The following is a 12,688-nucleotide window of genomic DNA, read 5'->3' as shown; positions in this document are numbered from 1 at the left end:
CCGTTGCCCCGTCTGTCACACGGCAGAAACACGGCGCGGCAGGCCGAACGGCCGCGAACTATAACACCCCGCGAAGCCACGCCCCAAGGACTGCTAAGCCACTGTTAAGGCACAGTTCAGCAAAATGCGCACAACATTGAGATACCAGTGATGAAGCCTTTGCCGCTTTCCCGTTATAATCTCGCACTTCATTTTGCCCCGCGCCTTTCGAACATGAGCCAGAAACACGATTTCATCCAGTCGGCACAACGCACCATCCGCCTCGAGCGCGACTCGGTGGATGCTCTGTTGCCGCGCATTGGCGCCGATTTCTCCCTGGCCTGCGAGCTGCTGCTGGCCTGCAAGGGCCGCGTGGTCGTGGTCGGCATGGGCAAGTCCGGGCACATCGCCCGCAAGATAGCCGCCACCCTGGCCAGCACCGGTACCCCGTCCTTCTTCGTACACCCGGCCGAGGCCAGCCACGGCGACATGGGCATGATCACCAAGGACGACGTCGTCCTGGCCCTGTCCAACTCCGGCTCTACCGCCGAAATCATCACCCTGCTGCCGCTGATCAAGCGCCTGGGCATCACCCTGATCAGCATGACCGGCAACGCCGAGTCCCCGCTGGCCAAAGCCGCCGCAGTCAATCTCGACGCCAGCGTCGAGCACGAAGCCTGCTCGCTGAACCTGGCACCGACCTCCTCCACCACGGTTTCCCTGGTGATCGGCGACGCGCTTGCCATCGCCCTGCTGGAAGCCCGCGGCTTCACCGCCGAAGACTTCGCTTTCTCGCATCCGGGCGGTGCACTGGGCCGCCGATTGTTGCTGAAAGTGGAAAACATCATGCACGTGGGTGAAGCATTGCCGCAGGTTTCTCCCGGCACTTCGCTCAGCGGCGCCCTGCTGGAAATGACCCGCAAGGGCCTGGGCATGACCGTCATCCTCGGCGAGGACGGCCGCCTGGCCGGGGTCTTCACCGACGGCGACCTGCGCCGCACCCTGGACAAGGGGCTGGACTTCCGCCAGGTGACCATCGACCAGGTAATGACCGTGCATGGCAAGACCGCCCGCCCGGACATGCTCGCCGCCGAAGCCCTGAAGATCATGGACGACCACAAGATCAACGTACTGGTAGTGGTCGACGACAAGGACCATCCGGTCGGCGTCCTGCACGTCCACGACCTGACCCGCGCGGGAGTCATCTGAATGACCGCCGACCTGCTGCAACGCGCGAAGGCGGTCCGCCTGGCGGTGTTCGACGTCGATGGCGTGCTCACCGACGGCAAGCTCTACTTCCTGCCCGACGGTGGCGAATTCAAGACCTTCAACACCCTGGACGGCCAGGGCATCAAGATGCTGATGAACTCCGGCGTGCGCACCGCGATCATCACCGGCCGCTCGAGCCCGGTGGTCGAGCGCCGGGCGAAGAACCTGGGCATCAATCACTTGTTCCAGGGCCGCGAGGACAAGCTGGTCGCCCTCGATGAACTGCTTGCCGAACTGGGTCTAGGCTATGAAGAAGTCGCCTACCTGGGCGACGACCTGCCTGACCTGCCAGCCATTCGCCGTGCAGGCCTCGGCATGGCAGTCGCCAGCGGCGACGCTTTCGTCCGTCAGCACGCCGACGGAGTGACCCAGGCCCGTGGCGGCGAAGGCGCGGCCCGCGAGTTCTGCGAACTGATCCTGCGCGCCCAGGGCAACCTCGAAGCTGCCCAGAACGCGTATCTCTAGAGCCGAACATGCCCAAGACATTCCAACAGAAGCTGTTGTTCGCCCTGATCGCCATCGGGCTGATCGCCCTCGGCTATTACTGGAACGTGCGCCTGGACTTCAACGAGCGCCAACTCAAGTCGCAGACCAGCGACGCCATCGATTTCTACGTAGTGAACGCCAAGAGCGTTCAGTACCGCGTCGACGGTTCCCTCGCCTACGAGATGACCGCCGACAAACTCGAACACCTGAAAGCAAGCGACGTGACCCTGGTTACCACGCCCGATCTCTACTTCCACCGGGAGAATGAGCCTCAGCCGTGGCACGTCCAGAGCGTTCGCGCCGAAGTGGCCCCCGAAGGCAAGCAGGTCGAGCTGATCGACGATGTGCGCGTCGCGCGCACCGACGCCCAGCAGCGCACGCTCCTGCTCAACACCTCACGCATGACGGTGTTCCCAGACAAGGACTATGCGCAGACTGACCAGCCCGTGAAGATCACCGAACCCAATGGTGTGACCACGGCAGTTGGCATGAAAGCGTATCTGAAAGACAGCCGGATGCTCCTGCTGTCCAACGTAAGAGGTCAGCATGAGGCTCGTTAACACCCTCCCCCTTCTTTTCAGCCTCGCCGCCGCCATCGGCAGCTCTGCCGCCTGGGCTCTTCCCACCGACCGGGAACAGCCGATCCGCGTCCAGGCCGACAGCGCCGAACTGGATGACAAGCAGGGCGTGGCCGTGTATCGCGGCGACGTGGTGGTAACCCAGGGCAGCATGAAGCTGACTGGCAACACCGTTACGCTCAAGCAGAACAAGGACGGCGAGATCGAAGTCGTCACCTCGGTCGGCAAGCCCGCCTACTTCGAACAGAAGCCGGCGCCGGACAAGCAGATCACCCAGGCCTATGGCCTGACCATCCAGTACTTCGTCTCGCAGAACCGCGTCGTTCTGATCGACCAGGCCAAGGTGATCCAGGAAGGCAACACCTTCGAAGGCGAGAAGATCGTCTATGACACCCAGCGCCAAATCGTCAACGCAGGCCGCGCCACCGGCTCCCAGGTGACCACGCCGCGCCCGCGTATCGACATGGTCATCCAGCCCAAGAAAAAGCAGGATCAAGCGCAGTAATGGCTACGCTAACCGCCCAGCACCTCGCCAAGAGCTACAAGAGCCGGCAAGTCGTCCGCGACGTCAGCATGAGCATCGAGAGCGGGCAGATCGTCGGCCTGCTCGGCCCCAACGGAGCGGGCAAGACCACCTGCTTCTACATGATCGTCGGCCTGGTCCGCGCCGATCAGGGCGTTGTGCGCATCGACGAGCAGGATGTCACCCACCTGCCCATGCACGGCCGCGCGCGCGCCGGTATCGGCTATCTGCCGCAGGAAGCCTCGATCTTCCGCAAGCTGTCGGTGGCGGACAACATCGGCGCGATCCTCGAGACCCGCACCGACCTCGATCGCGCCGGCCGCCAGGAAGCCCTGGAAGGTCTGCTCGAGGAATTCCACATCCACCACATCCGCGACAACCTCGGCATGAGCCTGTCCGGTGGTGAGCGTCGCCGCGTGGAAATCGCCCGCGCGCTGGCCAGTTCGCCGAAGTTCATCCTGCTCGATGAACCCTTCGCCGGCGTCGACCCCATCTCCGTAGGCGACATCAAGCAGATCATCCATCACCTCAAGGCCAAGGGCATCGGCGTACTGATCACCGACCACAACGTCCGCGAGACCCTGGATATCTGCGAAACGGCGTACATCGTCAACGACGGTCAGTTGATCGCCGAAGGCAGTGCCGAGAGCATCCTCGCCAATGACCTGGTGAAGGAAGTCTACCTGGGCCACGAGTTCCGCCTCTAAGCCCCTGCGGCGCGCCCTTTCCAGGGCACAGCAGCTCCACCTCTCCCCCAAGCGTGGCGCGGCTCGTCGGCCGTTCCGCGACGTACCCGGCTGCCTGGGCTGCCCTGGCGCAACCGGGTTGTAACGAAAGGTCGACAGCCCCTAGGCAAAGCGTCCAAACTCAGGCATATAATTTGCTTCCTCGCGGCACCCCGGTGTCCGTAGTCGTGGATATGGCGCGCTTCGCGCCAGCGAACAAGGTGCCTAGTTCCAGCCATGAAACCATCGCTAGTCCTCAAGATGGGCCAGCAGCTGACGATGACTCCGCAGCTGCAACAGGCCATCCGACTGCTCCAGCTCTCCACGCTGGACCTCCAACAGGAAATCCAGGAAGCCCTGGAGTCCAACCCGATGCTGGAGCGCCAGGAAGAAGGCGAGGACTTCGACAACAGCGATCCCATGGCAGACGGTGCCGAGTCGGGCGCCAACGGCACCAGCAGCAGCTCCCAGGACAACTTCCAGGAAAGCACCACGCCCAACGCCGACAGCCTCGACGAGGACCAGTGGGCCGAGCGCATCCCCAACGAGCTGCCGGTCGACACTGCCTGGGAAGACATCTATCAGACCAGCGCCAGCAGCCTGCCGAGCAACGATGACGACGAGTGGGACTTCACCTCTCGCACCTCCGCCGGCGAAAGCCTGCAGAGCCATCTGCTGTGGCAACTCAACCTCCTGCCGATGTCCGATACCGACCGCCTGATCGCCCTGAGCATCATCGACGGCATCACCGATGACGGTTACCTCGACGAGTCCCTCGACGACATCCTCGCCTCCATCGACCCGGAACTGGGCGTGGAGATGGATGAAGTGGAAGTCGTCCTGCGCCGCGTGCAGCAACTCGAACCCGCAGGGGTCGGTGCGCGCAACCTGCGCGAATGCCTGCTCCTGCAACTGCGCCAGATGCCGGCCAAGACCTACCTGCTGGCCGAGGCTGTCCGCCTGGTCAGCGATCACCTGGACCTGCTCGGCAGCCGCGACTACAGCCAGCTGATGCGCCGCATGAAGCTCAAGGAAGACGAGCTGCGCGAGACCATCGAGCTGATCCAGTCGCTACACCCGCGCCCCGGCTCGCAGATCGAATCCGGCGAAGCCGAATACGTCGTTCCGGATGTCATCGTGCGGAAGAACAACGACCGCTGGCTGGTGGAACTGAACCAGGAAGCGGTGCCGCGACTGCGCGTGAACTCGCAGTACGCGGGCCTCGTGCGCCGAGCCGACTCCAGCGCCGACAACACCTTCATGCGCAATCAGTTGCAGGAAGCGCGCTGGTTCATCAAGAGCCTGCAGAGCCGCAACGAGACGCTGATGAAGGTGGCGACACAGATCGTCGAGCACCAGCGCGGTTTCCTCGAGTACGGCGAGGAAGCGATGAAGCCGCTGGTCCTGCACGACATCGCCGAGGCGGTGGGCATGCACGAGTCGACCATCTCCCGCGTCACCACGCAGAAGTTCATGCACACGCCGCGTGGCATCTTCGAGCTGAAGTACTTCTTCTCCAGCCACGTCAGCACCTCCGAAGGCGGCGAGTGCTCGTCCACCGCGATTCGCGCCATCATCAAGAAACTGGTCGCGGCGGAAAGTCCGAAAAAGCCATTGAGTGACAGCAAGATCGCTGGTTTACTGGAGGCACAGGGCATTCAAGTGGCACGTCGTACCGTCGCCAAGTACCGGGAGTCCCTAGGAATCTCTCCCTCGAGCGAGCGCAAGCGGCTGGTGTGACGTTGATCCACGCCAAGGTGTTCCGGCGGCAGGCCCCCTAACCTGCCACTTACACACGGGCAACAAGGAGAAAGCGGTATGCAAGTCAACATCAGTGGACATCAACTGGATGTGACCGACGCCCTGCGCGACTATGTCGGCGAGAAACTTGGCCGACTGGAGCGCCACTTCGACAAGATCACCAATGTTCAGGTCATCATGGAGGTCGAGAAGCTGAAGCAGAAAATTGAAGCCACCCTCCACATCGCCGGTGGCGAAGTGGTGGCCTGCGCCGAACATGAAGACATGTACGCGGCCATCGACCTGCTCACCGACAAGCTCGACCGCCAACTGATCAAGCACAAGGAAAAATACCTCGAACGCCAGCAAGGTGTTGGCGTCCGTTAACCCCTCCCTATGATCCGACTTGAGCAAATCCTGACCCCCGGCCGTTCCCTCGTGAACGTGCCGGGCGGCAGCAAGAAACGTGTCCTCGAACAAATCGCCAACCTGGTGGCTCGCGAGCTGCCGGGTTTCGATTCCCAAGACATCTTCGACAGCCTGGTGGCCCGGGAACGCCTGGGCTCCACCGGCTTCGGCAATGGCATCGCCATTCCGCACTGCCGCCTCCCCGGCTGCCAGTCGCCGATCAGCGCCATCCTGCACCTTGACCACCCGGTAGACTTCGACGCCCTCGACGGCGCGCCGGTCGACCTGGTGTTCGTGCTGCTGGTGCCGGAAGCGGCCACCGAGGAGCACCTGGAACTGCTGCGGCAGATCGCCTCCATGCTCGACCGCTCCGACGTCCGCGACCGCCTGCGTCACGCCGCCAACGGCGAGGACCTGTACCGGATCGTCGTGGACTTCCAGAACAACGGGCACTGATCATGCGCCTGATCATCATCAGTGGGAGATCCGGCTCGGGCAAGAGCACTGCGCTCAACGTGCTCGAGGACAACGGCTTCTACTGCATCGACAACCTGCCGGCCAGCCTCCTCCCGGACCTGGCCCAGCGCGCACTGCTGCATACCGAGTTGCTGCACCCGCAGGTCGCCGTCTCCATCGACGCGCGCAACCTGCCCAGCCAGCTGCAGCGCTTCCCCGAGCTGCTGCAGGAAGCCCGCGACAAGCACATCCAGTGCGACGTGCTGTACCTCGATGCTGATGATGAGACGCTGCTCAAACGCTTCTCCGAGACTCGCCGGCGCCACCCACTGACCACCGACACCCGCTCCCTGGCCGAGGCCATCAGCGACGAGTCGAACCTGCTGGCGCCGATCGCCGACCTGGCCGATCTCAAGCTCAACACCACCAACCTGAACCTTTACCAGCTGCGCGACGTGCTCAAGCTGCGCCTGCTGAACAAGCCCGAACTGGGCACCGCATTCCTGGTCGAATCCTTCGGCTTCAAGCGTGGCATGCCGGTGGACGCCGACCTGGTATTCGACGTGCGCTGCCTGCCCAATCCGTACTGGAAGCCCGAACTGCGCGAGCACACCGGGCTGGAAGCGGAAGTCCAGGAGTACCTGGCGGCGCAACCGGACGTCGAGGAGATGTACCAGGATATCCTCGCCTACCTGAACAAATGGCTGCCGCGCTTCGCCGCGAGCAACCGGGCCTACGTGACCATCGCCATCGGCTGCACCGGTGGCCAGCACCGCTCGACCTACATTGCCGAGCGCATTGGTCAGGCCCTCAAGGAAACTCTCACCAACGTACAGATTCGCCACCGCGACCTGAGCTAAGCAGCGACAGACAACAAAAGGACAGCCCCTCGCGATGCCCGCCCTCGAAGTCACCATCATCAACAAGCTTGGCCTGCACGCCCGCGCGGCGGCCAAATTCGTCGGCGTCGCAGGGCGGTTCCCCTGCCAGGTTCGCGTGGGCCGCAACCCGGAGAGTACGGTGGACGGCAAGAGCATCATGGCAGTGATGATGCTGGCCGCCGGCAAGGGCACCAATCTGCACCTCGCCGCCGACGGTGAGCAGGAAGACGAAGCGATCAAGGCGCTCGTCGACCTGATCAACAACTACTTCGACGAAGGCGAGTGACACGCCGGGCGCTCAGCCCAGCGAAGTGTCCAGCACCATCATCAGACAGAATCCGATGATTAGCCCCTGGGTGGCCTGCGCCGCGTGGCCGCGCCGCTGCGATTCGGGAATGATCTCGCGCACCACCACGTAGAGCATCGCGCCCGCCGCCGCGGCCAGCCCCCAGGGCAGGAACATCCGCGAGATGCCGATCAACCAGGCGCAAAGTACCGCGAACAGCGGCTCCACCAACCCGGAAGCCGCACCCGCCAGCGCCGCCTTGCCGCGCGAAACGCCCGCCCCGGCCAGCACCAGCGCGATCGCCAGCCCTTCGGGCACATCCTGCAGCGCGATCCCCAACGCCAGGCCGCCTGCGCCCTGCACCTCTCCTCCGGCAGCAACCCCCACGGCCATGCCTTCGGGAATGTTGTGCAGAACGATGGCGGCGACGAACAGCAGGATGCGCGCGGGCACCTTGCCTTCGGCCACGCCCTGAATATTCGCCTGGGCGTCTTCGAGCACCCGACCGAACACCGCCAGACCGAAGGCTCCCAGGGCCAGGCCAAGACTGACCAGCAGCGAGGCCAGCCAGGTCGGGCGCCCGGAAGCTTCCGCCGCCTCCAGCGCCGGCAGCAGCAGGGAAAAGGCCGTGGCGGCCAGCATGACCCCGGCGCCGAAGCCAAGCATGGTGTCGGCGATGCGCGCCGGCATGCTGCGCACCAGCAACACCGGCAGAGCGCCCAGGGCCGTCCCGAGCGCGCAGAGCATGCCGCCATGCAGGGCCAGGTACATCGGCGGAGACAGCTGCAGCCGCGCCAGTTCCATCAGGTGCTGGACCACGAGCACACCGCCGCCAAGGACGATGCTCAGTCCCAGCAACCAACGCAAATTGCGTCCTCCGCTTTCACGCAGACTCTGCACGATCAGACGCATGCTGCCGCCTTCGGTTTCATCCTTTACCTCGTGCCTGCTGGGCTACACGGTAGCGGCGCAGCACCTCCGGCCAGGCGACCACGTTGTAGAAAGCCGCAATATATTCCGGCCGGCGGTTCTGGTAACGCAGGTAGTAGGCGTGCTCCCAGACATCCAGGCCGAGGATCGGCAGGTTGCCCTGCATCAGCGGGCTGTCCTGGTTTCCACTGCTCTCTACGACCAGATGGCCCTGCGGATCGACGCTCAGCCATGCCCAGCCGCTGCCGAAGCGAGTCAGCGCCGCCTTGGTAAAAGCCTGGCAGAAGGCGTCGTAGCCGCCCAGTTCAGCGTCTATCGCCTGGCGAAGCTCTTCCTGCGGCTGGCCACCGCCATCCGGCGCCATCACGGTCCAGAACAGTGAATGGTTGGCGTGGCCGCCGCCGTTATTGATCACCGGCCCGCGCAGGGGGGCGGGAAGACTGTCTAGCTGCTGCAGCAGCTGCTCCACCGGCACTTCGGCGAATGCGGTGCCTTCCAACGCGGCATTGAGGTTGTTGATGTAGGTCTGGTGGTGCTTGCTGTGGTGGATTTCCATGGTCTGCGCATCGATGTGCGGCTCCAGCGCAGCGTAGGCATAGGGCAAGGCAGGCAGGACGTGAGGCATCTTCAAACCTTCTATCAGTGGTAGCACATCGACTCAGCGATAGCGCATCGACTAGTGGTAACGCATCGAATGCACGGCAGTGAACAGCCCCGGACGCAGCTCTACCGCACCCTGGCGGCGCAGCAGGCGCTGGGTGCGCGGGTAGGTGCCGTGTTCACCGATGAAGTTGAGCAGCTCGACGTAGGTGCGGCGGCTGTGCTGAACAGCAGCCGCACGCAATTCCGAGCATTTGCGCAGGTCCTCACCCAGCGCCAGCAGGCGCTCGTGGCAGGCGCAGAGGTACTCGGCGGTCTCTTCGGGCTGGCCCAGCTGTAAGTGCAGGTCGCCGAGGTTGTGGTGCGAGATGACGAAGGCCATCACCGCCTCCTCGGCGTCATGCCAGCGATCCAGCAGCACCTGTGCCAGCGCCAGAGCGTGGAGGTAGTGCTCACGGGCATCGATCAATTCCTGACGAATGAAGCAGCGGTTGCCCAGTTCGATGGTGCGTTGCCAATGACGCATGGCAGGTTCCTCCAGCGGGTGGGGCGGACTCAGAGTCCGCCGGCGGTGAGCTTCTCGGGATCGAGCAGTTGCTCGAGGCGGGCGCGGTCCAGGTCAGTGTTCTCCAGCGCAACGTCGATGATCGGCCGGCCCTCGCGATAAGCCTGCTTGGCGATCTCCGCGGCCTTCTGGTAGCCGATGATCGGGTTCAGCGCGGTGACCAGGATCGGGTTGCGCGACAGCGCCTCGCGCAGGCTCGTCTCGTTGACCTTGAAGCTGGCGATGGCCTTGTCCGCCAGCAGGCGGCTGACGTTGGCCAGCAGGTGGATGCTGTGCAGCAGGTTGTCGGCGATCACCGGCAGCATCACGTTCAGCTCGAAGTTGCCGGACTGCCCGGCGACCGCGATGGTGGTGTCGTTGCCCATCACCTGGACGGCGACCATGGCGGTGGCTTCGGGGATCACCGGGTTGACCTTGCCCGGCATGATCGAAGATCCCGGCTGCAGCGCCTCCAGTTCAATCTCGGCAAGGCCGGCCAGCGGCCCGGAGTTCATCCAGCGCAGGTCGTTGGCGATTTTCATCAGCGCCACGGCCAGAGCCTTGAGCTGGCCGGAGGTGGCTACGGCAATGTCCTGCGCGCCGATCAGCGCGAAGAAGTCGTCGCCGGGGCGGAACAGCAGGCCGGTCAGGCCATTGAGTTCCTCGCAGAAGCGCGCGGAGAACTGCGGATGGGCGTTCACCCCGGTACCGACCGCAGTGCCACCCTGGGCTAGCTGCTGCAGCGCCGGCAGTTGTGCCTCGATACCCTGCAATGCTTGGCGCACCTGCTGGGCCCAGCCACCGAGTACCTGGCTCAGGCGTACCGGCATGGCGTCCATCAGATGGGTCCGGCCGGTCTTTACGTGCTGGTGAACAACCTTGGCTTTCCTCTCCAGGGTGGCATGCAGGTGGTCAAGCGCTGGCAGAAGATGCTGATGGATCTCCAGCGCCGCACTGATGTGGATGGTCGAGGGGATGATGTCGTTGCTGCTCTGCCCACAGTTGACCTGGTCGTTGGCATTGACCGGCTTGCCGAGGCGGCGGCTGGCAAGGGTCGCGACCACCTCGTTGGCATTCATGTTCGAACTGGTGCCCGAGCCGGTCTGGAACACGTCCACCGGGAAATGCTGCTGCAGATCACCGGCCAGCAGCTCTTCGCAGGCGGCGACGATGGCGGCGCCGGTTTCTGCGTCCAGCTGTTCCAGGCTGACATTGGCGCGCGCCGCGGCCGCCTTGGCCAGCAGCAGCGCGCGGATGAACGGACGCGGCATGCGCTGGCCGCTCACCGGGAAGTTGTTCACCGCCCGCTGCGTCTGGGCGCCGTACAGCGCCGAAGCCGGCACCTCCAGTTCGCCCATGCTGTCGCGTTCGATACGGCTGTCAGTCATTCTCGATTCCTTCTTGCAGTCTCAGGGAAGGCGCCATCTCCTGCTGCGCCATGCGCCGGGCCAGCAGGCACAGGCGTTGGCGCTGGGCGGTCGAAGTCGCCAGGCGTTGCAGTTCACGCAGAGGGAGATAGGCGTGGTCCAGGCAGAGCACGCGCCAGTGCCAGGGCAGCGCGATGTCGCGGCTGCTGTCGAGCAGCAGCCCGAAGCACTTCTCGAACAGGCGCCAAGCCGGCACCGGCTCCCAGGCGGCCAGGTAGCGCGCTTCGCCGAGATACTGCTCGATCAGGCGCGGCTCGTTCGGCTCCAGCGCACAGCGGATACGCGTGCCCAGGCGATACCAGCGGTCGGTGATTGAACTGTCGATTTCGGCGAACATGGCAATCTCTCAATCGATAATGAGATTGATTATTGTTTCCGAAAGACAAAAAAACAAGCCGCCCGAACGCATTGCGCGGAGTGGCTCGCCTGGAGAAGGGAATCGAAGAAGGGCTGAAAGCCGCGGCCAGCAGGGCCGCGGCGACTGGATCAGTTGCCGGCGACCATCATCTTTTCGATGAGCACGGAGCCGGTATGCAGGTTGCCTCGGTACTCCACATCGTTGCCGATGGCGACGATATTGCGGAACAGGTCGCGCAGGTTGGCGGCGATGGTGACTTCCTGCACCGGGAACTGGATTTCGCCATTCTCGACCCAGTAACCGCCAGCGCCACGGGAGTAGTCGCCGGTCACCAGGTTGACGCCCTGCCCCATCAGCTCCGTGACCAGCAGACCACGGCCCATCCGGCGGATCAGGGCGGCCTGGTCCTCATCGCCATGGCTGACGAACAGGTTGTGTACGCCACCGGAGTTGGCCGTGCTGGGCATGCCCAGCTTGCGGCCGGAGTAGGTGCCGAGCACGTACGACACCAGATCGCCGCCCTCGACGAAGGGCTTGGCGTAGGTCGCCAGGCCATCGTTGTCGAACGAGGCGCTGCCCAGCGCACCGCGCAGCAGCGGGCGTTCGTCCAGGGTCAGCCATTCCGGAAACAACCGCTGGCCCAGCGCGCCTTCGAGGAACGACGACTTGCGGTACAGGCTGCCGCCGGAGATGGCGCCGAGGAAGTGGCCAAACAGGCCGACCGCGACTTCCGGGGCGAACAGCACCGGCACTTCGGCGGTCGGCACCGGGCGCGCGCCGAGACGGCTGGCGGCGCGCTCGGCGGCGCGACGGCCGATGGATTCTGGAGTGGCCAGCAACTCGCCGCGACGGTTCACGTCGTACCAGTAGTCGCGCTGCATCTGCCCTTCCAGCTCGGCGATCATCACGCAACTCAGGCTGTGGCGGGTGCTGGCGTAACCGCCGACGAAGCCGTGGCTGTTGCCGTAGACGCGGCAGCCCTGGTGGGTATTCAGCGTGGTGCCGTCGGCCTTGGTGACGCGCTTGTCGGTGGCGAACGCAGCGGCCTCGCAGGCCAGCGCGCGCTCGATGGCCTGGTCGGGGGTGATCGACCAGCCGTGGTACAGGTCCAGGTCCGGCAGGTCGCGCGCCATCAGCGCCGGGTCCGCCAGGCCGGCACAATCGTCTTCGGAAGCGTGCTTGGCAATCGCCAGCGCCGCCGCCACGGTCTCGCGAATAGCATCCGCGCCGGTGGCCGAGGTGCTCGCGGAGCCCTTGCGCTGGCCGACGTAGAGGGTGATGCCGAAGCCCTGGTCGCGATTGAATTCAACGGTCTCGACTTCGCCCTGGCGCACCGAGGTCGACAGCCCTTGCTCCACCGACACCGCCACCTCGCAGGCGCTGGCGCCCTGCCGGGTGGCCTCGGCGATGATCCGCTCGACCTGCTCGCGCAGTTCGGGAAGGACCTCCGGGCTCACTGCCGGGTTGTGTTCGCTCATTGCATGCCTCTCCTGTTCAT

The 12,688-nt window shown here is 64.4% G+C and carries 16 protein-coding genes; 10 read left to right on the top strand and 6 right to left on the bottom strand.

Translation table 11 applies throughout. The features are described from left to right. Positions 1-213 precede the first annotated feature (213 nt). The 10 genes from IB256_RS19580 to IB256_RS19535 all read left to right on the top strand — a co-directional run bounded on the left by IB256_RS19580 (position 214) and on the right by IB256_RS19535 (position 7,331). Positions 214-1,188, top strand: coding sequence for a KpsF/GutQ family sugar-phosphate isomerase (locus IB256_RS19580; protein WP_192290010.1), 975 nt, complete (start codon positions 214-216; stop codon positions 1,186-1,188). Continuing rightward, positions 1,189-1,713, top strand: coding sequence for a KdsC family phosphatase (locus tag IB256_RS19575; RefSeq protein ID WP_054906618.1), 525 nt, complete (start codon positions 1,189-1,191; stop codon positions 1,711-1,713). An 8-nt stretch (positions 1,714-1,721) separates the two neighbouring features. Next, on the top strand, positions 1,722-2,294 hold the full coding sequence (lptC, locus tag IB256_RS19570) for an LPS export ABC transporter periplasmic protein LptC (RefSeq protein ID WP_045209586.1): 573 nt from the start codon (positions 1,722-1,724) through the stop codon (positions 2,292-2,294). Then, positions 2,281-2,817, top strand: a complete 537-nt coding sequence (gene lptA, locus IB256_RS19565) for a lipopolysaccharide transport periplasmic protein LptA (protein WP_017518148.1) — start codon at positions 2,281-2,283, stop codon at positions 2,815-2,817. The genes lptC and lptA overlap by 14 nt, the downstream gene beginning before the upstream one ends. Next, positions 2,817-3,542, top strand: a complete 726-nt coding sequence (gene lptB, locus IB256_RS19560) for an LPS export ABC transporter ATP-binding protein (RefSeq protein ID WP_081517456.1) — start codon at positions 2,817-2,819, stop codon at positions 3,540-3,542. Before lptA ends, lptB begins: the two co-directional genes overlap by 1 nt. 255 nt (positions 3,543-3,797) lie before the next feature. Then, positions 3,798-5,300: an RNA polymerase factor sigma-54 gene (locus IB256_RS19555; RefSeq protein ID WP_192290012.1), complete on the top strand. Its 1,503-nt coding sequence runs from the start codon at positions 3,798-3,800 to the stop codon at positions 5,298-5,300. Between the two features lie 78 nt (positions 5,301-5,378). Further along, the gene (gene hpf / locus IB256_RS19550; protein ID WP_017518151.1) at positions 5,379-5,687 is read left to right on the top strand and encodes a ribosome hibernation-promoting factor, HPF/YfiA family; all 309 of its coding nucleotides are present in this window, start codon (positions 5,379-5,381) and stop codon (positions 5,685-5,687) included. A gap of 9 nt (positions 5,688-5,696) precedes the next feature. After that, complete coding sequence (gene ptsN, locus IB256_RS19545) at positions 5,697-6,164, top strand: PTS IIA-like nitrogen regulatory protein PtsN (RefSeq protein ID WP_037009823.1); 468 nt, start codon at positions 5,697-5,699, stop codon at positions 6,162-6,164. A gap of 2 nt (positions 6,165-6,166) precedes the next feature. Further along, positions 6,167-7,024, top strand: coding sequence for an RNase adapter RapZ (gene rapZ, locus IB256_RS19540; RefSeq protein WP_138212280.1), 858 nt, complete (start codon positions 6,167-6,169; stop codon positions 7,022-7,024). Between the two features lie 34 nt (positions 7,025-7,058). After that, the gene (locus tag IB256_RS19535) at positions 7,059-7,331 is read left to right on the top strand and encodes an HPr family phosphocarrier protein (RefSeq protein WP_192290014.1); all 273 of its coding nucleotides are present in this window, start codon (positions 7,059-7,061) and stop codon (positions 7,329-7,331) included. A gap of 12 nt (positions 7,332-7,343) precedes the next feature. On the opposite strand, the gene IB256_RS19530 is transcribed toward IB256_RS19535, so the two are convergent. The 6 genes from IB256_RS19530 to pmbA all read right to left on the bottom strand — a co-directional run bounded on the left by IB256_RS19530 (position 7,344) and on the right by pmbA (position 12,668). Continuing rightward, positions 7,344-8,237 (bottom strand): ZIP family metal transporter, encoded by an 894-nt coding sequence (locus IB256_RS19530; protein WP_405306978.1) that lies wholly within the window; start codon positions 8,235-8,237, stop codon positions 7,344-7,346. Between the two features lie 22 nt (positions 8,238-8,259). Further along, positions 8,260-8,886: a superoxide dismutase gene (locus IB256_RS19525; RefSeq protein ID WP_192290018.1), complete on the bottom strand. Its 627-nt coding sequence runs from the start codon at positions 8,884-8,886 to the stop codon at positions 8,260-8,262. Between the two features lie 51 nt (positions 8,887-8,937). Then, positions 8,938-9,387, bottom strand: a complete 450-nt coding sequence (locus IB256_RS19520; protein ID WP_192290020.1) for a hypothetical protein — start codon at positions 9,385-9,387, stop codon at positions 8,938-8,940. A gap of 29 nt (positions 9,388-9,416) precedes the next feature. After that, positions 9,417-10,793 (bottom strand): class II fumarate hydratase FumC, encoded by a 1,377-nt coding sequence (fumC, locus tag IB256_RS19515; RefSeq protein ID WP_192403743.1) that lies wholly within the window; start codon positions 10,791-10,793, stop codon positions 9,417-9,419. Continuing rightward, complete coding sequence (locus IB256_RS19510) at positions 10,786-11,169, bottom strand: FagA protein (protein ID WP_192290025.1); 384 nt, start codon at positions 11,167-11,169, stop codon at positions 10,786-10,788. The genes fumC and IB256_RS19510 overlap by 8 nt, the downstream gene beginning before the upstream one ends. 149 nt (positions 11,170-11,318) lie before the next feature. Then, a complete protein-coding gene (pmbA, locus tag IB256_RS19505) occupies positions 11,319-12,668 on the bottom strand; it encodes a metalloprotease PmbA (protein WP_192290027.1) in 1,350 nt (449 codons plus the stop codon). Between the last annotated feature and the right edge of the window lie 20 nt (positions 12,669-12,688).

It is taken from the genome of Pseudomonas sp. PDM17, assembly GCF_014851985.1.
Lineage (GTDB): Bacteria > Pseudomonadota > Gammaproteobacteria > Pseudomonadales > Pseudomonadaceae > Pseudomonas.
This window is presented reverse-complemented; position numbering and strand designations above follow the sequence as displayed.

Bases quoted from the DNA above. Each gene is read 5' to 3' on its own strand.
- IB256_RS19555 (WP_192290012.1), top strand. From the start codon at position 3,798: ATGAAACCATCGCTAGTCCTCAAGATGGGCCAGCAGCTGACGATGACT.
- fumC (WP_192403743.1), bottom strand. From the start codon at position 10,793: ATGACTGACAGCCGTATCGAACGCGACAGCATGGGCGAACTGGAGGTG.
- IB256_RS19520 (WP_192290020.1), bottom strand. From the start codon at position 9,387: ATGCGTCATTGGCAACGCACCATCGAACTGGGCAACCGCTGCTTCATT.
- IB256_RS19575 (WP_054906618.1), top strand. From the start codon at position 1,189: ATGACCGCCGACCTGCTGCAACGCGCGAAGGCGGTCCGCCTGGCGGTG.
- IB256_RS19525 (WP_192290018.1), bottom strand. From the start codon at position 8,886: ATGCCTCACGTCCTGCCTGCCTTGCCCTATGCCTACGCTGCGCTGGAG.
- rapZ (WP_138212280.1), top strand. From the start codon at position 6,167: ATGCGCCTGATCATCATCAGTGGGAGATCCGGCTCGGGCAAGAGCACT.
- IB256_RS19535 (WP_192290014.1), top strand. From the start codon at position 7,059: ATGCCCGCCCTCGAAGTCACCATCATCAACAAGCTTGGCCTGCACGCC.
- lptC (WP_045209586.1), top strand. From the start codon at position 1,722: ATGCCCAAGACATTCCAACAGAAGCTGTTGTTCGCCCTGATCGCCATC.
- IB256_RS19510 (WP_192290025.1), bottom strand. From the start codon at position 11,169: ATGTTCGCCGAAATCGACAGTTCAATCACCGACCGCTGGTATCGCCTG.
- pmbA (WP_192290027.1), bottom strand. From the start codon at position 12,668: ATGAGCGAACACAACCCGGCAGTGAGCCCGGAGGTCCTTCCCGAACTG.
- lptB (WP_081517456.1), top strand. From the start codon at position 2,817: ATGGCTACGCTAACCGCCCAGCACCTCGCCAAGAGCTACAAGAGCCGG.
- IB256_RS19580 (WP_192290010.1), top strand. From the start codon at position 214: ATGAGCCAGAAACACGATTTCATCCAGTCGGCACAACGCACCATCCGC.
- lptA (WP_017518148.1), top strand. From the start codon at position 2,281: ATGAGGCTCGTTAACACCCTCCCCCTTCTTTTCAGCCTCGCCGCCGCC.
- ptsN (WP_037009823.1), top strand. From the start codon at position 5,697: ATGATCCGACTTGAGCAAATCCTGACCCCCGGCCGTTCCCTCGTGAAC.
- hpf (WP_017518151.1), top strand. From the start codon at position 5,379: ATGCAAGTCAACATCAGTGGACATCAACTGGATGTGACCGACGCCCTG.